At 52.5% G+C, this 22,031-nt stretch carries 21 protein-coding genes; 13 read left to right on the top strand and 8 right to left on the bottom strand.

The window, feature by feature from the left end; translation table 11 throughout:
• Positions 1 to 141 precede the first annotated feature (141 nt).
• Both iolB and iolG read right to left on the bottom strand, forming a co-directional pair.
• Positions 142 to 975: a 5-deoxy-glucuronate isomerase gene (iolB, locus tag MKY12_RS06130; RefSeq protein WP_036725770.1), complete on the bottom strand. Its 834-nt coding sequence runs from the start codon at positions 973 to 975 to the stop codon at positions 142 to 144.
• Positions 976 to 1,014: 39 nt separating this feature from the next.
• On the bottom strand, positions 1,015 to 2,064 hold the full coding sequence (gene iolG, locus MKY12_RS06125; RefSeq protein WP_339254688.1) for an inositol 2-dehydrogenase: 1,050 nt from the start codon (positions 2,062 to 2,064) through the stop codon (positions 1,015 to 1,017).
• Positions 2,065 to 2,271: 207 nt separating this feature from the next.
• Between iolG and MKY12_RS06120 the strand changes: the two genes are divergently transcribed.
• The 10 genes from MKY12_RS06120 (at position 2,272) to MKY12_RS06075 (ending at position 9,049) form a co-directional block, all read left to right on the top strand.
• Entirely contained in the window at positions 2,272 to 3,258 is a 987-nt protein-coding gene (locus tag MKY12_RS06120; protein WP_339254686.1) for an alpha/beta hydrolase, read from the top strand.
• A gap of 119 nt (positions 3,259 to 3,377) precedes the next feature.
• Positions 3,378 to 4,307 (top strand): alpha/beta fold hydrolase, encoded by a 930-nt coding sequence (locus MKY12_RS06115; RefSeq protein ID WP_339254684.1) that lies wholly within the window; start codon positions 3,378 to 3,380, stop codon positions 4,305 to 4,307.
• A 125-nt stretch (positions 4,308 to 4,432) separates the two neighbouring features.
• On the top strand, positions 4,433 to 4,864 hold the full coding sequence (locus MKY12_RS06110; RefSeq protein ID WP_339254682.1) for a GNAT family N-acetyltransferase: 432 nt from the start codon (positions 4,433 to 4,435) through the stop codon (positions 4,862 to 4,864).
• A 122-nt stretch (positions 4,865 to 4,986) separates the two neighbouring features.
• A complete protein-coding gene (locus tag MKY12_RS06105) occupies positions 4,987 to 5,217 on the top strand; it encodes a hypothetical protein (RefSeq protein ID WP_036725782.1) in 231 nt (76 codons plus the stop codon).
• Between the two features lie 305 nt (positions 5,218 to 5,522).
• Positions 5,523 to 6,047 (top strand): GrpB family protein, encoded by a 525-nt coding sequence (locus MKY12_RS06100; RefSeq protein WP_339313188.1) that lies wholly within the window; start codon positions 5,523 to 5,525, stop codon positions 6,045 to 6,047.
• Between the two features lie 4 nt (positions 6,048 to 6,051).
• On the top strand, positions 6,052 to 6,630 hold the full coding sequence (locus tag MKY12_RS06095) for a hypothetical protein (RefSeq protein ID WP_209875179.1): 579 nt from the start codon (positions 6,052 to 6,054) through the stop codon (positions 6,628 to 6,630).
• 59 nt (positions 6,631 to 6,689) lie between these two features.
• Positions 6,690 to 7,145, top strand: coding sequence for a DinB family protein (locus MKY12_RS06090; protein ID WP_339254677.1), 456 nt, complete (start codon positions 6,690 to 6,692; stop codon positions 7,143 to 7,145).
• 91 nt (positions 7,146 to 7,236) lie between these two features.
• On the top strand, positions 7,237 to 7,689 hold the full coding sequence (locus MKY12_RS06085) for a GNAT family N-acetyltransferase (protein ID WP_339254675.1): 453 nt from the start codon (positions 7,237 to 7,239) through the stop codon (positions 7,687 to 7,689).
• A 75-nt stretch (positions 7,690 to 7,764) separates the two neighbouring features.
• Positions 7,765 to 8,694, top strand: a complete 930-nt coding sequence (locus MKY12_RS06080) for a phosphotransferase (RefSeq protein WP_339254673.1) — start codon at positions 7,765 to 7,767, stop codon at positions 8,692 to 8,694.
• A gap of 1 nt (position 8,695) precedes the next feature.
• Entirely contained in the window at positions 8,696 to 9,049 is a 354-nt protein-coding gene (locus MKY12_RS06075) for a hypothetical protein (RefSeq protein ID WP_339313187.1), read from the top strand.
• 482 nt (positions 9,050 to 9,531) lie between these two features.
• Here the strand turns inward: MKY12_RS06075 and MKY12_RS06070 are convergent, their stop codons facing one another.
• On the bottom strand, positions 9,532 to 10,671 hold the full coding sequence (locus MKY12_RS06070; RefSeq protein WP_339254669.1) for a glycoside hydrolase family 88 protein: 1,140 nt from the start codon (positions 10,669 to 10,671) through the stop codon (positions 9,532 to 9,534).
• A gap of 16 nt (positions 10,672 to 10,687) precedes the next feature.
• On the bottom strand, positions 10,688 to 13,822 hold the full coding sequence (locus tag MKY12_RS06065; RefSeq protein ID WP_339313186.1) for an alpha-mannosidase: 3,135 nt from the start codon (positions 13,820 to 13,822) through the stop codon (positions 10,688 to 10,690).
• Positions 13,823 to 14,004: 182 nt separating this feature from the next.
• Between MKY12_RS06065 and MKY12_RS06060 the strand changes: the two genes are divergently transcribed.
• Both MKY12_RS06060 and MKY12_RS06055 read left to right on the top strand, forming a co-directional pair.
• Positions 14,005 to 14,916: an AraC family transcriptional regulator gene (locus MKY12_RS06060; protein WP_339254665.1), complete on the top strand. Its 912-nt coding sequence runs from the start codon at positions 14,005 to 14,007 to the stop codon at positions 14,914 to 14,916.
• 27 nt (positions 14,917 to 14,943) lie between these two features.
• Complete coding sequence (locus MKY12_RS06055) at positions 14,944 to 15,333, top strand: hypothetical protein (protein ID WP_339254663.1); 390 nt, start codon at positions 14,944 to 14,946, stop codon at positions 15,331 to 15,333.
• A gap of 77 nt (positions 15,334 to 15,410) precedes the next feature.
• Here MKY12_RS06055 and MKY12_RS06050 read toward each other — a convergent pair whose 3' ends face one another.
• Positions 15,411 to 18,248 carry a glycoside hydrolase family 3 C-terminal domain-containing protein gene (locus MKY12_RS06050; protein ID WP_339313185.1) on the bottom strand — a complete coding sequence of 946 codons (2,838 nt, stop codon included), beginning with the start codon at positions 18,246 to 18,248 and terminating at the stop codon, positions 15,411 to 15,413.
• 255 nt (positions 18,249 to 18,503) lie between these two features.
• On the opposite strand from MKY12_RS06050, the gene MKY12_RS06045 reads away from it, so the two are divergent.
• A complete protein-coding gene (locus MKY12_RS06045) occupies positions 18,504 to 19,715 on the top strand; it encodes a sugar efflux transporter (RefSeq protein WP_339254659.1) in 1,212 nt (403 codons plus the stop codon).
• A gap of 24 nt (positions 19,716 to 19,739) precedes the next feature.
• On the opposite strand, the gene MKY12_RS06040 is transcribed toward MKY12_RS06045, so the two are convergent.
• The 3 genes from MKY12_RS06040 to MKY12_RS06030 all read right to left on the bottom strand — a co-directional run bounded on the left by MKY12_RS06040 (position 19,740) and on the right by MKY12_RS06030 (position 21,915).
• The gene (locus MKY12_RS06040) at positions 19,740 to 20,438 is read right to left on the bottom strand and encodes an SDR family NAD(P)-dependent oxidoreductase (RefSeq protein ID WP_076076464.1); all 699 of its coding nucleotides are present in this window, start codon (positions 20,436 to 20,438) and stop codon (positions 19,740 to 19,742) included.
• Between the two features lie 33 nt (positions 20,439 to 20,471).
• Positions 20,472 to 20,948, bottom strand: a complete 477-nt coding sequence (locus tag MKY12_RS06035) for a VOC family protein (RefSeq protein ID WP_339254656.1) — start codon at positions 20,946 to 20,948, stop codon at positions 20,472 to 20,474.
• A gap of 139 nt (positions 20,949 to 21,087) precedes the next feature.
• Positions 21,088 to 21,915, bottom strand: a complete 828-nt coding sequence (locus MKY12_RS06030) for a metallophosphoesterase (RefSeq protein WP_339254654.1) — start codon at positions 21,913 to 21,915, stop codon at positions 21,088 to 21,090.
• Positions 21,916 to 22,031: the final 116 nt, after the last annotated feature.

The following is a 22,031-nucleotide window of genomic DNA, read 5'->3' as shown; positions in this document are numbered from 1 at the left end:
ATGCCTGAGCGCCATTTATCCACAACAGAAGAAAATCATAATTTCCTCTACAGTAAAAAAGGCTCCCGCTGCGCGGAAGCCCCATTATAAACCATTCGCTTGTCTACCAAGCTACATACCTTCTACCCTCTTCGACTCTATTCACTCTGCCGCTGCCGCAGACCCGCTCTGTCCCGGCTTGAACAGCCACTCATGATCGGGATCATTGTGGAACACCCATGTGCGCACCGGTCCGGCCATCACGTTAAGATAATACGAATCATATCCCGGCGGTGCTGAGACAGGATGATAGCCCTCCGGCACAAGCACAATGCTCTTATCCGGAACAGCAATAGTCTCGTCGAGACTGCGGTCATCATTATAGACCCGCTGCACCACGAAGCCGTGGGCGGGATTGACCCGGTGATAGTACGTCTCCTCCAGATAGGATTCGGCCGGCAGGTTATCCTGGTCATGCTTGTGCGGCGGATAGCTGGACCAATTGCCGCCGCCCGTACGCACCTCGACCACCAGCAGGCTCTCGGCCACACTCTGCTCAGGCAGGATATTAACAACCTTGCGTGACATACTGCCATAGCCGCGATCCTCAATTGCCGCATCTGACGGGGTAATCAGCCGTGCCGGATATTTGCCGCTTCCCGGAGCAAGACAGACTCCAAGCTCCAGCTCTGTCAGTGCAGTAACCTCATAATGCGCTCCGGCCGGAACATACACAGCATAAGGAGCCATATCTTCAAAGACTGACATGCGTCCGCCGATATCGGCGAACCGCTCGCCATCCACCTCTATATCTGCTTTGCCCGCCAGCAGCACCAGGCAGATCTCGTTCCCCCCGCTATCACGCTCCAGGGTAGCCCCGGCCTGCAATTGGTACACCTCGAACCCGACATACTTCCATCCGGCACTCTCGGGGCTGACCGCAGCGATACAGCCATCCTTATCCGGCGCTCCGGCCTTAATCAGTAGATCAGACATCCTCGTTCATCCTCCTCTGTCTTCAGAATCTGTATCCGCTTACAAGGCCTGCAGTTCAGAAAATCCTGCTTCCGCAGCAGTTACAGACAGCTTGACGGGAAGTCCGCTCAGATACGATTCTCTGGCTGCTTCAGCAATGAGCTGTGCGGCTTCGCCGTCACGGCCGCTGCAGATCACCGGCTCCTGTAGCCGCACGGAACGGGCGAACGCAGCAATCTCCTCCGTGAATGCCTGGTTATAGCGCTCCAGGAAGAAATGCTCCGGCTGATCGCGGGTAACCGAAGTCGCGGTGGATACCTCCACTGTTGTCGGGCGGCAGTTGTCGGCGGTCGCCGAACCCAGCGTTCCGAAGACCTCGACCCGTTGATCATAGCCGTATACGGCCTGCCGGCTGTTGTCGATCACGCAGATGGCCCCGTTCACGAACGTCAATGTAATGACGGCGGTGTCCACATCCCCGCAACGGCCGAACATCGGATCAATCAGGTTCGCCCCCCGGGTGTAGACCTCAGCCACTTCACTGCCTACCAGATAACGGGCCATATCGAAATCATGAATCGTCATATCCATGAACATCCCACCGGAGGAACGTACATAAGCTTCACCGGGAGGCTGCGGGTCACGCGAGGTAATCTTCACAATATGAGGATTCCCCAGCTCTCCGGACTGAACCAGCCGCTTCAGCTTACGGAAGCTGGGGTCCATCCGGCGGTTGAAGCCCACTTGCAGCAGCACACCAGCGTCCTCTGCCGCCTGCAAGGCCCGCTGGGTCTCTTCCGAGGAGAGGCTGATCGGCTTCTCGCAGAAGATATGTTTGCCCGCGTGCGCAGCCCGCTCAATCCAGGACGCATGCGAATCAGTCGGCGTGCAGATGAACACCGCTTCAATCTCAGGATCATTCAGTATATCTTCACCCGCAGCAAAAACAGAGCCAAGCCCCCTGCTCTCTGCCCAGGCCAGTAATTCCTCACTCATCATAGCTTCAGCTATGGACTTCAGCTTGAACGACGGCAGCGCACGCAGATTGTCTGCGTGGAGGCGGCCGATTCTTCCCGCGCCGATAATGCCAACTACAATCGGTTTAACCATGTTCGCTTATCCTCCTCGAAGGGTAAGCGCTTAACCTTCCCGAGAACAGTATACTTCATGCCCGGGAAAGCTTCAAGCAAATCTTTTCTCAAAAAGATCAGATAAGCGTAGGCCGAAATAAAATAGGAAATAGATACAGTAAGATTTCTCTTTAACACCCCATGAATTCCTATATTATCTAAGCTAGAACAGCAAATGAGGTGACTTATGAGCAAAATTAATTTTACCGAAAGCCTGCTTCGTGTCATTATTTCTCTGATCGGACTTCCATTCACATGGATTCAAGCGGCTCTTTCCAGATACCTTCTGTATAAATATAAAGCTCCAGGAGAAAAGATTTCCGTTGGCTCACATCATCTCCATGCGATGGTTACCGGCAGCAACACAAGTAATCTTCCGACGATTCTATTAGAAGCAGGAATGGGCGGTTGTGCTCTGGATTGGTCATTGGTTCAGCCCGCATTAGCCAAGCATACCAAGGTCCTCTCCTATGACCGGGCCGGTTTCGGTTGGAGCACTACACCTATCAGTCAGCCGACTTGCGAAGGCTATGTTCGTGATTTGCGGGAATTATTGACGCAGCTTGAATTAGAACCCCCATACATTCTTGTAGGGCACTCCTATGGCGGAATGATCATGCGGCTGTTTGCTTCTAAGTATCCTGAAGAGGTCTCCGGGATTATTCTTGTGGACTCCACACATGAGCAAAGATTCATAGAATCCACTTTTAATCAAATCAGATATGAAGAACGGCTGCGGCACCTGAGACGGCTAAGAATGGGTTATCTTTTATCCCCTATTGGGTTGCCCCGTCTATTAAAACAACCTATTGGTGCCAAACGGCTGCCTCCACCAGTTCAACATACAGTGAATACACTCGGATATCGAAATAATGCGTATAAAGCGGCATATCTGGAATCTCTCTGCACTATAGAAAGTGCCCTCCAATTAATAGAGTCAGAGCCTTTAGTTCCGGAATTACCAATCATCGTATTATCTGCCGGAAGGCAGAATGAGGATTGGCAGCAAGCACAGAAGAAGCTCCTCCAGTTAACCGCAAAAACCCGGCAGATCGTGATAGAGGACAGCTGGCATTCTATTCAACTGTATAAACCGCAAGCTGTCGTAGATTCGGTACTGAGTCTATTAAGAGATAATCACCGCAACCAAACAGACAAGCAGGCGTCTATTTAGTAGGAATATATATCCATTAAGAAAGGTGAGCTAGCATGATTGGGAGATTCACAAGGGTTGTGGAAGGAAGTTCCAGACTGGTTATTAGTATTTTTCATCCAGCCATCGGGGGAGAACCGGTGAAGGGTATAGATCTGTATGCCCCTTGTCAGGCGGAGGCGGCTAAGCTTTTGACAGAGATGGGCGTTGATCTGGACAAGCTGAATATTGCCAGTGTAACAACCAACGGAGCATTAGCTCCCAGAAAAGAAGGGTATCCCGTCGTCCTCTTCTCCCCTGGTTTCGGTGTAGAACGCGATATGTATCTTGGATTGATCTCCAAGCTAGTCTCCAAAAACTACGTGGTAGTTACGATCAGCGCTCCGCATGAGTCCGTGTTCACCGTATTTCCAGATGGCAGTTATCTCAAGCAGGCACCAGAAATGGCGGAGCTGGCAAGCAGTGACTACACCAGTTGGTCCCGTCTGCTCCTCAACCGGGTTCAATACATAAACGCAGTTATGGACGTTCTTGAGACGCTTAACTGCTCCGATGATGCTGAGCTCGCCGGGCTGTTCGACCTGGATAAGGTTGCTGTCATGGGACATTCGCTCGGAGGTGCCGCCTCCCTGGAGGCCGCCAAGCAGGATCACCGGATCAAGGCGGCTGTCCTGCTCGATCCCAGTTTTCACCTCATTCGCCGCGAAGAGGTACCCTCTTCTGTTCCAGTTCTGCTGCTGCGGCAAGAAGCTTCGGCGTACCGGGAGATGGCAGCATCTATGAATGAGACCATTGCATACGATTACATCGATGGGCAGCGCTATGCCTTCAACTCTCTGAACAATGCCCATTTCTATCGGGTAAAAGGGGCTCAGCACATGTCGTTTTCGGATATTCCGCTTCATTACGGTGATCAACACGCAGTTCCCGTTCATGCCGTTACCGCAGAAGCTGCAACCGCATTCATGGAGGCGATCTTTTGTAAGGGTGAGTCGGGCCGAAATTTCGCTTTACAGCCTGGAGAAACCGTCGTTCCCATCAACGCAGAGGGTGAACCTGTAGGAACTTAGCATGAATTGATAAACGTAGTTGCAGGGACAGTATTGCTTAATTTTAAATGTTCTTTACAGCTAAATAACGGGTACTCAATGATACACTTAAGCTATCATAACTCTTGCTAGAAGGAGTGTTCCAAATGCAATTACAAATAGTGAAGGTGCCCGGCACAAACGATACATCTTATGTTACAAACAAAATGATTGAATTCAATCTCAAGCATTTCCCTGACGAATTGAAGGGCAGATATCAAGCCGTCAACCTTCTTTTGAAGGATAGCGATGGAAATGTATACGGCGGACTAACTGGTGAAATATGCTGGAACTGGTTAGAGGTACAGTATCTATACGTTGACGAGGACTACAGGAAATTCGGATATGGAAAGAAACTGCTGCTCGAAGCCGAAAAAATGGCTAAAGAAAAAAAATGTGATTTTATCAAATTAGATACCCTAAGCTTTCAGGCATTGGATTTTTACTTAAAGCAAGGGTTTGAAGTTTTCGGAACGATACATAATGCCGGCAGCCATACTCATTATTATTTGAAAAAAGAACTCTCTCAAAACAGTTAATTCGTTAGCCAGCGCTTAGACTACCGCCCCCCCCTAGGCAAGCATACGTCTATTCAATTGGGAAAAGCAGATTGGAAATTAAAGGTGTTTCCGGAAGCATCTAAGAGAAGGATAGATTACTTATGAAAGCTAAAAGGAATATAGCACTTATTCTTAGTTTCATTGCCTTAACTGGAGGCATGTTCATCTCGTCGCTGATTGGTGTTGTCTTTGGAATCATTAGTATAGCTTTGAGTTTGCAACAAATGAAGGCTGATAGAAAGAAATCCTTAATCGCTATAATAATCAGCACAATTGCAATGTTAATTCCAATAATCCTGGCGGTCACTCTAGCCACTATACTCGATGAGTAGGATAACGCGGGAGTAATTAGAATTATTAACAGGTCAACGCCATGCCTTTACATCCTTGAAGAGTGCGCATTTCTATCGGATAAAAAGTGCTCAGCATATGTCTTTTTCTGACATCCCGCTTCATTATGGTGATAACCATTCAGCTCCAATTCATGCCGTTACCGCAGAAGCTGCAGCCGCATTCGTGGAAGCCGTTTTTCATAAGGGTGCTGTGTCTCGAAATGTAGCATTACAGCCTAGCGAAACCGTTGTTCCAATCAATTCAGAGGGTGATCCTGTAGTAACTGTATCGTAGGAGGGTTTTCATGAAAGTTAGACTAAGCGATTATAATCCGGACTGGGTTAACCGTTACCAAGAGGAAGCTTCGTTTTTAACTACAATATTTGCGGATGAAATCGTACGTTTTGAGCATTTTGGCAGCACCTCAGTGCCCGGTTTAAAAGCTAAACCCGTCATTGATATGATGTGTATTGTAAAAGACATAGGCAAAATCGACCCGTACAACGATAAGATGACACTGCTCGGATATGATGTAGCTGGAGATTGGGGGATTCCCGGCAGAAGGCTATTCCGCAAAGGCGGAGAGGCAAGGACGCATCATATTCATTGTTATCAGGCAGACAACCCTCAGATTGAACGGCATCTCGTGTTCAGAGATTATTTAAGAGCCCATCCGTCGGAAGCGGCAAGATACAGTCAGTTCAAACAAGAATTAGCGGATCGCTTCGAGGATACCAACCAGTACGGCCGGGCCAAAAAATCATTTGTGATTACTATGGAACAACGGGCGCTTTCCTGGTACGCAAGCCTGCGTTCTGATGCGAGGTGAGCCGATGAATTTCAGATGTGAATGCGGACACCGAATCCACGACAATACGGATTATTTGCCCTATAAAGGATACTTCCTTGCGGACCAGGATCAGGATGATCTTATGGATGAGATTGACGATGCTATTGAGAAATCGGGTCCGACGCCGCGGGATAAGGAAGAAGCTGCTATGAGGATTAGATCCTTAATCACTAGACTGTTCAAATCCGCTTACCAGTGCTCCAATTGCGGGAACCTCTTCATGGATCTTGGTCCTGCCGGACTGGAGATGTTCAGGGGAGTTGATCCTGTGAATAAGAATCTGTTACGGTCGGCTTTAGGGGAGCAGTGGCGGGGGCATGTATATGGAGAATGGAAGGACATCCTGCCTGAATGGCAAACTTCCCATGGCATCCTGTACAATGAGACCAATGTCAGCTGTCCAAGCGGAGAATCGGCGGGGAATGGACATTATAGCGATTGGGAAGCCTTGGAACGGGACTATTATCAGTTGTTTGATGAACTCAAGAACAGGAATGCCATACGGTACAGCCAATTGGAAAAGAACGGGACCCTAATTCATTCATGGAGCTTACCTAAATAGCTTTTCTGTATAGGCTGAATGAGTGGAAATAAGCTAAAAAACTCTAAGGAGGAACTCCAATGAAGACAATCCTGCGCATGATGGACCACCTGTACTGGGCGGACGGACGAATTTTGGATGCACTTGAAGCGAGTCACACGAAGGACGCGGAGCTTCTGAAGCTGGTGCGGCATGTGGCGGTGGCGGAGCAGGTCTGGCTGTCGCGCTTGCAGGGAAAGGGCAACGTACAATATTGGTTATGGGAGGAAGCAGAAAACCTGCCGGAGATTCGGCGAATGTTCGAAGCTAACGCTAAGGAATACCGCAGCTATACCGGCAAGCTGGAAGAATCTGCGCTGGATCAGATGATCAGCTACAACAGCCAGAATGGACGTTCGTTCCAGACCTCCATCGGGGACATCCTGCTGCAGGTGCTGTTACATGGGCAATATCACCGGGGACAGATCAACCGGGCCCTTCGGATGGAATCGGCAGAGCCTTTCCCCGTTGATTACATCACCTTCGCGCGACTCTAACAGGGCTTCACGAATGTAATGCAACGGGTAGCTTTCATATCGTGGACTGGTTACATCTGACTTGTTAATGAACAAGGAGCGAATACCAAAAATGGAGATCAGAGCATTACATACGGGTGAACCGCCCCCAACCGAATTGCTTTTATTGGCGGACCCTTCCCCGAAGCTGGTTGAAGACTATGTGGCAAGAGGGCAATGCTTCGTTGCTGAGGCGGATCAACAAGTGGTCGGAGTCTATGTGTTACTGCCTACAAGACCGGAGACTGCCGAGCTGGTCAATATTGCAGTGAATGAGGAGTTCCAGGGGCAGGGAATCGGGAAGCAACTGGTGAATCACGCGATTCAGGAGGCTAAGCGGCTCAGATTCAAAACGCTGGAGATCGGCACAGGCAACTCTAGTATCGGCCAGCTTGCGTTGTATCAGAAATGCGGCTTCCGGATCACCGGGATCGACAGGGACTTTTTCATCAGACATTATAGTGAAGAAATCTATGAGAACGGGATGCAGGTTATAGATATGATACGCCTGTCAAAGGATCTCTAAGTCAATCAGGGCTGCGGAACAGCTTCACCAATGTTAATGCCGTGCAGAAATTACTGCGGGAGGTTAGCGCATCTTATGGAAACACAGATATTGCAATTCCTTAATACCACCTATCCGGTTCAACTCTCCAGTGTGGAGGCGGTCACCAACGAAATGTACCGTTGTCACTCGGATAAGGGGACATTCTTCGCCCGAATCACGAATTATAAGACCTATGAAGAACAATTAGCTGAAGTGAACTGGACTACTTATCTGTTCAATCGGGGCGTACGGGTGCCTGAGGTTGTACCTACAATACAGGATTCGCTTGTCAGCACCCTGCTGCTGAATGAAGAAGAGAAGTCCGTAGTCTTGTTCCAGGCGGCAGCCGGAATCCACCTGCCCCGGGCCAAATGGGACAAAACCATATTCAGAACCCTTGGACAACAGATAGGCAGAATGCATCAGGTGAGCAAAGAATACCAGCACTCTGAAGCGGCACAGCCGATTCCACATTGGTATGATAACGATGAATATGATTTTCTCAAATACATTCCTGCAGAAGAGCGGGCCATACGGGACATTGCGAAGGATGTGCTCAAGCAGGTCCGAAGACTGCCCAAAGATGAGGCGAACTACGGCATCATTCACGGCGACCTGTGGCTGAACAATACGCTTGTGGACAGTGACTCTGCGCTGACGATGATTGACTGGCAGGATTGCGAGCGGCATTATTACGTCTATGATCTGGCGGTGCCCATCTATTCTGCACTAGAATTCTCGTTCACGGGCGGGCAAAACCTCATAGATTATAAACGCGCGATTACCAAAGCAATCACGGACGGATATAAGGAAGAGCATCCCCTCTCCGCCGAGATGTCCAGACAGCTGCCGCTGTTCCTGAGACTGAAGGAGCTGTTTGAGTACAACCTGATGCATATGTATTGGAACTTCGAGGAGCTCAGCGAGGAGCAGGTGCGGATTCTGAATCTGTACAGAAGCAAGATTGAGTATATGCATACGTGAGGTGAGTGAAGTGTATGACTATATCAGTATTCATTCTGCGGGCTACGCCAAGACTGTAAGAACGGAGGTGCTGGAGCGGTTTTTTATTAGTACGATGAGGTTTGAAAAAATCGGTCCTCTATCTTTCTCCAAGGCGCTCCATGGAGCACATATCGGGGTAAAGGGAATCTCCGCAAATTCGGATGGCAGTTATGCTTACTACACCCTGGAAGGGATTGAAGAGGTGAATCTGGTCGAGGTCATTCTGCCGGTGATGATGGATAAGCAGCTCGAACATGCCATAACCGCTCTGGCGATGGCCATTGTTGACGAATTCCATTGGTGTATTGATGAGGACCACGGTTTGGATACTTGACGCAATCATACCTATTTTCTCCGTGCCTGCACAATGTATGCTGTTTTTCGCATACATTCGGGCCATATGCCTGCTTGCGAACACAATGTATGCTGTTTTTCGCATACATTCAGGACATACGCCTGCATGTGAGCACAATGTATGCTGTTTTCCACATACATTCGGGCCATGCGGCGGTATGTGAGCACAACGTATGCTGTTTTCCACATACATTCGGGCTATGCGGCGCTGCTGTACCAGCCGATTGCATTCGGTTTTTCGCATACCTTCAGCAACACAGTTACTCTACGAATCACTCTAAGAACTCTTATCCACAAATTTCCACACACCTTATCCACTGCAGGAGGAAACGATAGCTTCCTATGCAAAAAAAGCGGCAGCCGAGGACGATTCGTCCTTGGCCGCCGCTTGTCTGATCCGCTGGCTTCTGTCACCTGCCCACTTCCTGTTCCGACTCTTCTCGACTAAGCAGAGTTTCCGCCTCAGCAATAATGCAGCGCTTCACCCAGCGCGACCAGCGCCATCGCCTGGCCGTAGGCCATCGGGGCAATGATGATCCCTTTGTAGTCCTCCTTGGCTGCGCCGATGGGAGTACCGCCGGACACGCCGAGCACTGTGCCTTCGCCGTCAATTCTGTCCAGGATGGCGCGGATTGCCCGCAGAGCCGGTTCGCTATAGGCCTCCGGGAGCAGCCCCCGGCGCACACTGTTCAGAATACCAGCGGCAATCGCAGCCGAACCCGAAGTCTCGGTATAGCTGCCGGGGTCATCCAGCAGGGTATGCCATAGTCCGTCCCCGCTCTGACAAGCGAGCAAGGCTTCGGCCTGGGCCTGTAGCGTCTGCTGGAGATAGCTGAAGACTCCGTCTGCCAGATAGGGCCGCATCAGCTCCAGATATTCCGGCAGGCCGAGAGCGAACCAGCCGTTGCCGCGGCACCAGAAGGCTTCACTGAAGTTATGGCGCTCTGCAAAATGCCAGCCATGGAAGAAGAAGCCGGTTTTTTTGTCATACAGATATTTAATATGCAGCAGCAGCTGATGCAGCGAGGTCTCGCGCCACTGCGGGTTGTCGTACTTCACACCCATTTTGGCAGTGAACAGAATCGCCATGAACAGCGTATCAATCCAGATCTCGTTCTCATGGAGCGAGACCTCATGCTTCTGAGTCCCCGTAGTCACATGCTGATAGCCTTGCTCCAGCGTCCGGGGCAGGCCGTGCATTAACCATTCTATCCATTCGAGACTCAGCTCTCCGGCCTCTTCCAGTTCCATCAGCGAGAGCAGCGGGGCAGTCGTATTAATATTCCGGCTGGGTAGTCCCTTCGTAAGCTGCCGGGCCATCCACGGCTTGGTATATTCCGCATAACGGCCGTCCCCGAAATGCCGGTCAAGCTTTTGCAGGCCATACAGCCCCACTCCCTGCGGCCAATCCCACTCTTCCATCCCGAAGTCCCTGGCAAAATACCCCCGGCGTCCCGCGTCTTCCCCCAGGTTCTGCAATTCCGCTTCATTATCCGGCCGGCCCAGCTTCAGCAGCTTATTCGTGACCAGGTCCAGCTTCTGCATAACCTCTTCCTTGCTCACACAGCTAACCGGCACCGCTTGCTTCTCTCCTGCTCCCATCCTAGCCTCTCTCCTCTCAGCTCTGCGCCCCGCGCAGCTTGATTCTGAACGTCCTGATCTCATACGGCTTCACCTGGAAGCTCAGCTCCTCTGCTTCCTGCCAGTCTCCCAGCGGCTCCTCCATCAGATTGCATTCCTGCCAGGAAGCCATAGAATAGGCGCTATCTACAGTAATCTGTGTCCGGGAACCGGCGTACTCATGCAGCCGCAGCACCACATCCTTGCCGTCCTCCGAACGTTTGATAGCATCCACTGTCACATGTGCGCCATCAATATAGAGCAGCGGGGGCCCTTCCAGCTCACCTGCCACACTGCGAAGCGGATTATTCAGCTCCCACGCCTCCTGGACCACCCTGCCTTCGACGAAATCACCGGTATGCGGGTACAGGGCATACGTAAATTCATGATGCCCCTGATCCTGCTGCGGATCGGGATGAACCGCCGATTTCAGCAGCGTCAACCTTAGCACGCTGTCCTTGATGTCATAGCCGTATTTGCAGTCGTTGAGCAGCGCTATCCCATAGCCCTTCTCGCTGATATCCGCCCACTGATGGCCCACCGTTTCGAAGCGGGCGTAATCCCAGCTCGTATTCCAGTGTGTAGGACGCTTCACGTTACCGAACTGAATGTCATACGTAGCCTCCAGCGCATGAATATCCACCGGGAAAGCCACCTTCAGCAGCTGGTTATGCCCGTGCCAGTCCATCTCTGTGCGGAAGTCAATCCGCGCGGTATCCCGGTAGAAGATGATATCCTGGGTAACCGCTGTGCGGTGATAAGTCCAGGTCATACGCAGCACTGCCCGAAGCGGGCCGTTCTCGGTCAGCTCACATCCGGTCAGCTGAGTGATCTCTGTCATCTTTTCCTGGTAGAAAATATCGATATCCCACGCTTCAAAATCCAGCGGCTTATCCTCGAACACCTGAAGTACATTCCCGCGCTGTCCTGGCGCCAGCAGCTCACGGCCGCTCTTCCGGTCGATTATTGAAGTGAAGTGCCCCTGCTCATTCCACACCACTTCCACAAGCGGTGTGCTCAGCGTGTTGCCGGATACGGCTGCAAGCGGCTGAACCTGTGACTTCCCGGAGGCCTCAGCTGCTTGTCCGTGTACTACCTTCAGCACCGCCGTGCCCAGTGCAGGCACAGACGGAACATAGACCAGCACTTGTCCGTCTGCCGTCCGCTGCTGCCACAGCCGGTTCCCGTCAGCGTCATGAACCTGTGCAGAATCTGCGGCACCTACAGCAAGCAGTGCATAACGCGGACGGTTCCAGTTCGAGCTGTTCATCAGCGTGAGCCTGCTGTCATCCTTTTCCTGGACTACACCGTTAATCAGAGCTAGTGAGCGGGCTTCTCCTTCTGCATATTCAGCATCACTGTCCTCATAGACCTCAGCGATCGACGAACCGGGAATGATGTCATGGAACTGGTTGCGCAGCAGAATCTCCCAGATCCCGGTCAGTTCAGCCGCAGGATAAGCGGTTTCAAGATTCCCCTGTCTTACACCCATCAGCGTATGCAGCCACTCGGCATCGCGCAGCAGTAGCTCCAGGCGGCGGTTATATTTCTTGTTGCGGGCTTGTGAGGTATACGTGCCCCGGTGGCATTCGAAATACAGCTCACCGTTCCAGGTGTGTACGAACGCCTCCGTCTTCCCGATCCGTTCATGCAGTCCGGTGAAATACTCCCCGGCACTGCCCATCTCAATCTTCGGAATGCCCGGAAGCTTGTCGAAGCGCCGGCGAAGCTCCAGCATCTCCCGCGTCGGCCCGCCGCCTCCGTCACCCCAGCCGTATGCAAACATCAGGTGATCGTTGATCTCCTTATCCTGATAGGAATTCCAGATTCCGCGCAGCAGCCCTGCCGTCATCCGTCCGTTATATGTGTATTCAGCTCCATCCTTCTCGGAGGTCGTGATGAAATGCGTCAGCACCTCTGAGCCGTCCATCCCCCGCCACCAGAAGGTGTCATGCGGCATCCGGTTGAACTGATTCCAGCTGATTTTGGTCGTCATGAACGTGTCGATGCCCGATTTGCGCAGAATCTGCGGCAACGCCCAGCTGTATCCAAAGACGTCCGGCAGCCACAGGTACTTACTCTCTACGCCGAATTGTTCACGGAGATAGCGTTTGCCCAGCATAATCTGGCGGACCAGCGACTCGCCGGACGGGATATTACAATCCGACTCCAGCCACATCGCCCCTTCCGCTTCCCAGCGCCCTTCCTTCACCTTCTCGGTGATCCGCCCGAACAGCTCCGGATAATCCTGCTCCAGATAAGCGTACAGTTGAGGCTGTGTCTGAAGGAACTGGTACTCAGGGAACTCCTCCATCAGCCGCAGTACGGTGGAGAAGGAACGGGCTGTCTTTTCACGGGTATGCTTCAGCCTCCACAGCCAGGCAACATCAATATGGGTATGACCCACAGCCGTAAGCGTTACGTCAAAAGTCTGCGGCATCGCCTCTATCGCCTGATTCAGACTGGCGCCTGCCTGATACAGCGAAGCAGTATGCTCTGGCGAGCCCGGCTCCGACCAGTCGATCAGACGGAAGGCTTCGTTCAGCGCTCTAAGCAGCCACTGCTTCTCCGGCTGGTCTCTGCCCAGGTAACGGAAGGTGTCGAGCGCTGCCTTCGACATATAGAACAGATCATCAATGCTCTCGTCCAGATAGCCGATGAATGCTTCGCTGAGCCGGTGCTCCTGAATTCTGGGCACTCCGCCGCCCTCAAGTCCCGACCACAGCCGGAAGGCCAGCTCTACCGTCTGTCCGCCCCATTCATCACCGAAGATTACCTCTCTATGGTTGTTATCTACGCCCTGATAAGGCGACCCGTTCACGAACAGCAGCGATTCGAAGCCGGAGTTATTGAAGTCCCCTGTTTTGCCAAAATCAAATCTGCCGGCAATTTTGAAGCCTGCCTGACTAGGCGGCAGCACGATCTCTGTGCGCAGCCAGATGTAACGGTCCCGCCCGCGCCAATGCTCCTGAAGCCTGATGATGCCATCAAAGGCCACCGACTCCGGGTACACACCGTTAGCCCCTTCCTCATCTTCAGCGAACGCGAACTCAGTAAGCTCCTGAACCTTAAGATATCTATACTTTTCCACTTCGGCCTGGCGTTTGATCAGCTTTTCTTCTGTGAATAACATCTCTATCACTCCCTGTATCCGCTTTCATATGGTCACTATAGCAAACCTTTCACTCCAAAAACTACCCAACTCTTGCTGTATTCCGACCGATTCATTGCATATTTTGCTTTTTTGAGCCTATAATATACAGGTGGAAACGGCTTGGACTTCTATAGTAAACGGCAACGGTGAGGAGAGAGGCTATGCTTGACAGCGACCTGTTATATGACCAAGGATATAGCATACGTATCAATACTCCGGCTGATCCGCTCTTTTACTATTTCGACTACGATCAGCGCTCTCACGACATCAATATGGAGTTTCAGCACGATCATGACTTTTATGAGATTCATATTCTGCTGGATTCCAGCGCTACTCATATTATTGAAGGTAATGTACATGCCCTGCAGCAATATGACATTGTTCTGCTTGCTCCGTACCGGCTGCATATGACCCAGTATCCCGCAGGCCCGCCGCATAAGCGGCTGATTATCAACTTCAACCTGCCCAGGAATATACCCGGATTTGAGACCGCTTACAATGCAATGCTGCAGCCATTCTCCGAGGAGGTTCCGATCTACCGGTTCACCGGAGGCCCGCGCAGTGCCGTGTTCGAGCCGCTCAATGCTATTTTTAACTGTTCCCGCAGCGCTTCACCGCTGAACCCTGTGCTGATTCACAGTCTGTTCCAGCAGTTTCTGTGCAGTCTGTCCCAGCAGAATGACAAGAATGCGTACGTGCTGGAAGAGATCGGCAATGCCATGATGCAAAAAATCTATTCAATCACCGCCCACATTCACAGCCATTATGGCAGTGAGTTGTCCCTGGACTCCATCTCCAAGGAATTCTATATCAGCCCTTATTATTTATCGCACCAGTTCAGAACCGTCACCGGCTTCACCTTGACCGAGTACATCCAGATGACCCGCGTCCGCAAAGCCCAGCAGCTCCTGCTCCATACCCGGCACAAGATCTCCGACATCGCCGGACAATGCGGCTTCAACAGCTTCTCACAGTTCAACCGTATCTTCAATAAGCAGAGCGGCATGTCTCCGTCCGCGTTCCGCAAGGCGCAGGGGGCGTCTGGCGGGGCTTCGTCTTTGAGTTCGTATTGAATTAAATATCGAGGAGGAAAATGGAACATGGAAACGCTAAACTCCAGCAAAGATAACAGCGGCGGTGTCACGTATACAATCAGCACCCAATATGAAACCTATGCAAACTACGCGATTGAAGCCTCCCTTATCACCGATATCGTTAACGGCTTCGCCGAAGATCCGGATGATTTCATCGTCATTGATCCCAGTATGCCGGTAGAGGGAAGTCTGTATATGCAGGCCGCCCCTGTCCGCCATACTCCCCGCAGTATCGTTGTTGAATTACGCCTTGGCTATCCCGACGGGTCCTTCAGGCATTTCTCCAGGGAGATGACGGACAGAGATAGCGTGATCCGGATGCTGCTGGATTATTGGGGCTTGCAGAAGCTGCCTGCTTATTCCGCCTGGTCAGATGTGACGGATGAATTAAGCTAGACTTATCCGGGGACCGGATACACAGCAAAGCAGCGCTTCTCCCGTTACAGGAGAAACGCTGCTCTGTTAGCTTCTTGCTACACCATAAACTGAACGCGGCTGAGCAGAACCTCACCCTGCATGACAAGATACACATCTGTGGTTCCGGCATCCACATCCGCTATAGCGGACTGGTTGTGCCACTGCTGGACGCCGCCGGACGAAACCGCAAGTGTAGCCGCCAGCTTGCCGGACGGGCTGCCGGTCCGCACTTCAACTACGCCTCCCAAGGCGGAGGATACCAGTATCTCGACGCCTGCCGCCCCCTCTGCAAACCGGACATTATGGAAGGCGATCCATGCCCCTTCCTTCACCGGATGCACCGCAGCGCCGCCAGCCTTGCATTCATCAAGGAAAACCGCTTCGTAATCATCGTAATTCTCAGCCTTAACCGGCGTATACAGATCACGCGGCGGAACGGTCTCGCCATGCAACCTGATTGTGGCTGACAGCCGGATATCTCCCGAGGAACGGCCTGCCATCAGCATGTATTCCCCATCCTCCACACAGTACTGTTCGCGGCTGACGTCCCAGAAGGAAAGTTCAGCGGCCGGTAAGGTGAAGGTGACCGTCTGCTTCTGTCCGGCAGCCAGCCGGGTTTTGTCAAACCTCTTCAATTGCTTAAGCGGACGCCTGATCCGGGTAGACAAGCACTGGACATACAGCTGAACTACCTCGTCACCGTCTACACTCCCGCTGTTCTCAAGCTCTACGTTCAGACTGATAATACCATCCTGCTGTACTTCCTCCGCTGCCAGTGATAGCTTGTTATAATTCACCTGCGCATAGCTCAGACCGTGACCGAACGGATAGAGCGGCTCACCGTCAAAGTACATATAGGTTCTCTTGCCTTTGATAATATCGTAGTCCATGAATTCAGGCAGCTGGCTGACGCTTCGGTACCAGGTCATATTCAGCTTGCCGGACGGGCTGTAATCGCCGAACAGGACATCTGCGACTGCATGGCCCAGCTCCTGTCCGCTGTGCGAGGTGTACAGCACGGCCGGAATATGCTCGTCGATCCAGGTGGAGGAAATCGGATAGCTGCCGACGATCACCACGACGGTGTTCGGGTTGGCGGCATAGACAGCCTTGACCAGATTCTCCTGCTCTGCGGGCAGTACGATATCCGGCCGGTCAATCTCCTCCTTGCCGTTCAAGAGCGGATGGTTACCGACGAATACAACGGCAACCTCAGCGGCCCGGGCCGCTTCCGCCGCTGCTTCTACGCCGTTCACGACAACTTTCTTATGGAATTGGGCTGCTTCGGCAGACGTTTGTTCTTCAGCAGCGCGAATAGTTCCGTCCTCAGCACTGATAACGAGCGGCTGATTGTTCCAGGTCCGCAAGCTGACGGTGCCTTCCCCCTCCGGGACCAGATTCAGCGATTCCTTCACATACCAGCCATAGATTTCATCAGCGGAAGCGGTCAGTGTGCCGGCATCTGTCAGGGTAACATATTGTCCCCTGCTGGCAGATTCAAGGGTATGAGCGGTCCAGCCCCACGCCGTATGGCGGAACATCTCTCCCCGCTCCGGCTGATCATGCAGCACTGCGAGCCGTCCGTCCTCGCCCGTGATGCCCACTGCTTGTCCGCTGGCAGCGGAGGTCAGAATGATCCGGTCATCTCCGCTCTCGAAGGTGACCTGCTTACCTGCCAGCTTCTTGATGATTCCCTGCAAAGGGGTCACCGCATATGGCAGCGTACCGGAATACCAGTCTCTGAACGCTTCGTCCCCCAGCGTGCCGATCACAGCGACCTTGGACAACGTGGCTGCATTCAGCGGAAGGGCATTATCGTTCTTCAGCAGCACTATGGATTCCTTCGCAGCTTCGAGTGACAGCTCGCCATGCGCTTTGCTGAGAATGGCCGAGTCGTCTATCTTCGTATACGGATTACCTTCCTCCGGATCGAACTCACCGAGCCGGAAGCGGACGCGGAAGGTGTTCGCCAGCGCGCGGTCCAGATCCGCCTCGGTCAGCAGCCCTTCACGGATCGCCTCGTGAATAACCTTAATGGTCTCCTCTGTCTCTTCGGTCACACTGTCAATACCATTCTTGATGGATTCCGCCATGGACTGGGCGAAGGACTCATAATATTTATGGTCCTTCACAATCCCGAACAGATCTCCGGCATCGCTGACAATGAAGCCGTCCATCTCCCATTCGCCCTTCACAATCTCCATCACCGCCGGATGGAGGATAACCGGCACGCCGTTCACCGAATTGTAGGCGGTCATCATGGATTGTGCGCCGCCTTCCTTGAAGGCAGGCTTGAACGCTTCCAGATAATATTCGCGCATATTGCGCGGGTCAATGCTGGACGAAGCCACGCCCCGGTCGATCTCATTATTGTTCCCGAGGAAATGCTTCAGGGTCGCTACCGCTTTCAGATACACCGGATGATCCCCCTGAATTCCCTGGACGAGCGCTGTACTCAGCCGGCCTGTCAGCTCAGGGTCTTCCCCGTAGGCTTCCTCTGTTCTCCCCCAGCGCGGGTCCCGTTCCATATCCACAGTCGGTGCCCAGAGAGTCAAGCCGTTAATAGTGGGATTCTTGCGGTAAAAGGCTCTGGCCTCATCCCCGATCGCCGAGCCGATTCTCTGCAGCAGCGCCGGATTCCAGGTACAGGCGAGGCCGCTTGGCTGCGGGTAGGAGGTGGCTTTGCCCAGCCATGAAATCCCGTGCGCTCCCTCCGTTCCATGCTTGTAACCGCCTACACCCAGCCGTTCAATGGCAGCCTGATATTGCGGCATCAGACTGACTTTCTCCGCAAGCGTCAGCCGGGAGAGCAGATCCTGAACACGTTCATCTAATGGCAATTCCGTTTGTCTAAAAGGATATGCAGCAGCGTCCAAATGTAATCTCTCCTTCATTCTTCATGATAACGGTTTCATCTCCAGCCAAACCAGCGTCCTCTTTCCTCCGCACAGCCCGGCTGTCCTATCCTCCTCCATCTTAAAAGATCCTTCCTGACAATAACACCTGAACAATTGGCCCAAAAATCAGTTCATTATTAGGGATTCCGTACTGTAAAGACGTTAATCAGATACATCACATACTATTGACGTTATACTATAGATAAATCGAAGTTAAGACTAAACAATGCTGAAAGGAAGTTCACACACTCTATGCTCAAAAGAACCTATGCTCTGCTCCTCATTCCAACCTATCCTATATTCCTGCTCTGCATGCTGTTCCAGGGAATGGCCATCTCGATCAGCGCTCCATTCCTGGCGGTCTACTTCACAGAAGAACTCGGCGTATCCGCCGGAACCTTCGGAATATTTACAGCGGTGACGCTGCTTAGCGGAGTAGCCTTAAGCATGTTCATTGCCAAACGCTCCGACGCCGGGCTGAACCGCCGCAGGCTGATGGTGATCTGTATGATGTTCAACGCGGTGGCTTTTGCCGGATACATATTCATCCATGACTTCTACCCGCTGCTGGCCTATATGACAATATTCACCGCAGCCGGCGCCCCGGCGATGCCGCAATTATTCGCCAGTGCCAGAGAAGCTGTGAGCGCCAGCAGCTCTCCTGATCATGCCTTGGCTAACTCGGCCCTGCGCTCGATGTTCTCCCTTGGCTTCATCAGCGGTCCGCTGGTAGGAGCCGCCCTCCTGAGCCGCTTCGGATTTCAGGGGATCTTCTCGTCGACCACTCTGATCTTCCTGCTCAATGCTCTTCTGGTGTTCAGCTTCGTACGGCCTTCAGCCGCTAAGCAGCAGCCTCAACAGCGTGTCCGGCAGCCCGCCGGGGTGCAAAGGAATGCCAGGGTACTGGTTCCTTTTCTCATCCTGACCCTGCTCTATACCGGACACTGGGCCAATAATCTGAATATCTCCTTGTTCATTGTCAATACGCTGGGAGGCACTACACAGAATGTAGCTTCGGTGGCCAGTATCTGTGCGTTAATGGAAATTCCGTTCATGCTGGTGCTGGGGCTGCTGTCAGCCAAATACACAAGCAAGGCGCTGCTGGGCTGGGGAATGGCAATGGGGGGAATCTATTATGCGCTGGTGATCGGAGTAGGTGAGCTGTGGCAGCTCATCGCCGGACAGGTACTGCTGGCTTTTTTTGTCGCTGTGATCTCTGCAATTGGCATCAGCTATATTCAGGATCTGCTGCCGGACCTTCCCGGCTATGCCTCCACGCTGTACACCAATGCTACAACCATCGGCAGACTGGCCGGAAGCCTGGCGGGAGGAGCCGCAGCCCAGTGGTTAGGATACCGCCATTCCTACCTGCTCTGCGTAGTGCTGGTAGTCTGCTCACTGGGATTGCTGCTCTGGCCCCGCCGCTCTCCGGACGAGAACATTACAACTCCACTCGCCTCTTGACAGGTGAAGTGCCGGGCATGGCAGCTAGATATCCATATCCTTACCTGTGTAATCCACGAATCTGAAATGGCCGGACGGCTCGGCTCTCTGCCCGATCAGGTCCAGAATCCCTTCGGCACTGGTGCGCGGGTGAAGCGGTGCCTTAGCTCCGCCCATATCCGTAGGCATCCAGCCGGGATGGACGCTGAGCACATGGATGCCGCGGTCCTTCAGCGTGACATGGAGCTTCTGCGTGAACATATTGAGCGCGGTCTTGGAGATCGTATACGGATAGCTGCCCGGGTAAGCATTGGTGATACTGCCTGCCTCTGATGAGATATTAATGATTGAAGCATCCGGCCCTGTCAGCAGAGGTAGAAGGTGCTTGACCACCCGCATCGGCCCGTACAGATTGATGTCCATGGCATGCTGCATCTCTTCCATATCCAGCTCTTCAAGCGGGGTGTCCGTGGCATTCAGCACTGCGGCATTATTGATGATGACGCCGAGTGTCCGGGCCTGCTCTGTCAGGCTGGCGGCAAGTGCTGCTATTCCGGCCTCGTCCGTCACATCAAGCGTTACTAGAGTCAGCTTATCCCCGTGTACTGCCGCCAGATCAGCTAAGGCTGCCTGCCCGCGCGTCAGATCCCGTACCCCGGCAATAACAGCATGTCCACGCTCCAGCGCAGCCGCCGCCAGCTCAAGGCCCAGTCCGCGTCCCGCCCCTGTAATCAGAATATTCATTGTATAATTCCTCCCGTCTGAATTCTATTTGTATTACTGATCCTTATTATTACTGTTATCGTTGTCATTCTCCAGCAGTTCCAACACTACCTTCAATTCCTTGAACGTATCCAAGTAGGCATACCGTCCGCCGGTATACTCGCCCTTCTGCTGGAGCGGGAATCCCTTGCCTTCGAGCAGCATGATCTTGTCCTTCATGCCTTCGACCACGAACGCAATATGGTGAACCCCTTCCCCGTGCTCATTCAGGTAATCCCGCCAGGTGCTCGGTTCATGATCCGGTTCAATCAGTTCCAGTTGCAGAGAACCCATGTCGAAAAAAGCCAGCTTCGCCCTCGACCCTGTCCCTCCGCCGTTATACTCCGTCCGGGCAATGTCTGCCGTGTCCGTGATGCTGATCTGAGGCTTGTCCAGTCCGAAAAAGTCTGCATACGCCTGACTCACCTTCTCGATATCGTGAACCAGAATCCCAATCTGTGTCATGAAGTGATTTCCAAGTAATCCTGACATTCTGTTCTGCCTCCTTTATCTGCTGACCAGACAACCATACCCAACCTGTGAAAGGGCTGTCAAGTTCTCATAAGGCAGCAAAAGACAAAAGAGAATGTCCTTGAAGACATTCTCCTCAGTTATGCTCCGTCTAATTAGCTTAGTGGGCAATAAAAGCCTCGACTTTATAGCCTGATCCGCTGCTGGTTAATGTGGCGTTATAATAGCCCATATTCCCGCCGGGCTTGCATTTGTAGTCCCCGGAGCAGCCGGTGACGAAGAATTTGGTCTTGGTGTACCCCGGATAGATGTTATTCAGCTTCCGGTAGAATTTGTGACCATGATGTGTGAAGATCGCCAGCACCTTCTCTCTGGCTTTTGCCGGAATGGCTGTGAAGAACTTGGAGGTCTCGGCCGCACTGAGCACATGGCTGGAATCCACCGTAATGCCCTGTACCCGGAGCGGCCAGTGGAAATCAATAATATAGAAATACCTGTCATCCAGATTACGCAGCAGATTGAGGCTGGCCGGCGTGAACTGGCCCAGTGCGCAATCCAGCCATACATATCTCACCTTGCCCTGCGTTCCCGGAAAATTCATCTGTCCGGACACCGCCCCCAAGTATTGAGTGAACAACGACCGTGTGCTGGCCTCCCAATTTCCAATAGATGCCTTATAAGGGATGCTTCCCAGCGTACTGGTAACGGTGTCCTTGAATTCCTTATAGTACGTCCCGGCGTTATTCCCGTGATCCGCCCCCGCCTGGGTGTTATCTCCCCCGAAGATGATAAACCGTTTGTTCCCGCTGCTCACTGCCTTAGGCAAAAGACTCTTAAAGATGCTCAAGCTGTTACCATATCCCACATGGCTGTCACCAAACACCGCAAACTCAACTGTCTGTGCCTTGATTCTGCGCTTCACTCCGGGTACAGCCTGCCGCTTGGCGCGAAGCACCCGCTTCCGTGCCGGTCTTGCCTGTCTCTTCATCTCGCACCACCCCACCTCATCAAAAATAGCTTCAGAATACATAGTAGTCTCTACTATTTATATGCGGGAGGAATTGGCTGCTCTTGGACCTGTGGAGCCATCCTGATCTGCCTCCG

The sequence above is a fragment of the Paenibacillus sp. FSL M7-0896 genome, assembly GCF_037975415.1.
Lineage (GTDB): Bacteria > Bacillota > Bacilli > Paenibacillales > Paenibacillaceae > Paenibacillus_AQ > Paenibacillus_AQ silagei.
This window is presented reverse-complemented; position numbering and strand designations above follow the sequence as displayed.

What these genes read in the sequence shown, in the direction of transcription:
- MKY12_RS06070 (WP_339254669.1), bottom strand. Translation starts at nt 10,671, where the DNA reads ATGGGAGCAGGAGAGAAGCAAGCGGTGCCGGTTAGCTGTGTGAGCAAG.
- MKY12_RS06035 (WP_339254656.1), bottom strand. Translation starts at nt 20,948, where the DNA reads ATGTCAGGATTACTTGGAAATCACTTCATGACACAGATTGGGATTCTG.
- MKY12_RS06065 (WP_339313186.1), bottom strand. Translation starts at nt 13,822, where the DNA reads ATGTTATTCACAGAAGAAAAGCTGATCAAACGCCAGGCCGAAGTGGAA.
- MKY12_RS06045 (WP_339254659.1), top strand. Translation starts at nt 18,504, where the DNA reads ATGCTCAAAAGAACCTATGCTCTGCTCCTCATTCCAACCTATCCTATA.
- MKY12_RS06030 (WP_339254654.1), bottom strand. Translation starts at nt 21,915, where the DNA reads ATGAAGAGACAGGCAAGACCGGCACGGAAGCGGGTGCTTCGCGCCAAG.
- MKY12_RS06110 (WP_339254682.1), top strand. Translation starts at nt 4,433, where the DNA reads ATGCAATTACAAATAGTGAAGGTGCCCGGCACAAACGATACATCTTAT.
- MKY12_RS06040 (WP_076076464.1), bottom strand. Translation starts at nt 20,438, where the DNA reads ATGAATATTCTGATTACAGGGGCGGGACGCGGACTGGGCCTTGAGCTG.
- MKY12_RS06120 (WP_339254686.1), top strand. Translation starts at nt 2,272, where the DNA reads ATGAGCAAAATTAATTTTACCGAAAGCCTGCTTCGTGTCATTATTTCT.
- MKY12_RS06050 (WP_339313185.1), bottom strand. Translation starts at nt 18,248, where the DNA reads ATGAAGGAGAGATTACATTTGGACGCTGCTGCATATCCTTTTAGACAA.
- MKY12_RS06060 (WP_339254665.1), top strand. Translation starts at nt 14,005, where the DNA reads ATGCTTGACAGCGACCTGTTATATGACCAAGGATATAGCATACGTATC.
- MKY12_RS06105 (WP_036725782.1), top strand. Translation starts at nt 4,987, where the DNA reads ATGAAAGCTAAAAGGAATATAGCACTTATTCTTAGTTTCATTGCCTTA.
- MKY12_RS06055 (WP_339254663.1), top strand. Translation starts at nt 14,944, where the DNA reads ATGGAAACGCTAAACTCCAGCAAAGATAACAGCGGCGGTGTCACGTAT.
- MKY12_RS06080 (WP_339254673.1), top strand. Translation starts at nt 7,765, where the DNA reads ATGGAAACACAGATATTGCAATTCCTTAATACCACCTATCCGGTTCAA.
- iolB (WP_036725770.1), bottom strand. Translation starts at nt 975, where the DNA reads ATGTCTGATCTACTGATTAAGGCCGGAGCGCCGGATAAGGATGGCTGT.
- MKY12_RS06100 (WP_339313188.1), top strand. Translation starts at nt 5,523, where the DNA reads ATGAAAGTTAGACTAAGCGATTATAATCCGGACTGGGTTAACCGTTAC.
- MKY12_RS06095 (WP_209875179.1), top strand. Translation starts at nt 6,052, where the DNA reads ATGAATTTCAGATGTGAATGCGGACACCGAATCCACGACAATACGGAT.
- iolG (WP_339254688.1), bottom strand. Translation starts at nt 2,064, where the DNA reads ATGGTTAAACCGATTGTAGTTGGCATTATCGGCGCGGGAAGAATCGGC.
- MKY12_RS06090 (WP_339254677.1), top strand. Translation starts at nt 6,690, where the DNA reads ATGAAGACAATCCTGCGCATGATGGACCACCTGTACTGGGCGGACGGA.
- MKY12_RS06085 (WP_339254675.1), top strand. Translation starts at nt 7,237, where the DNA reads ATGGAGATCAGAGCATTACATACGGGTGAACCGCCCCCAACCGAATTG.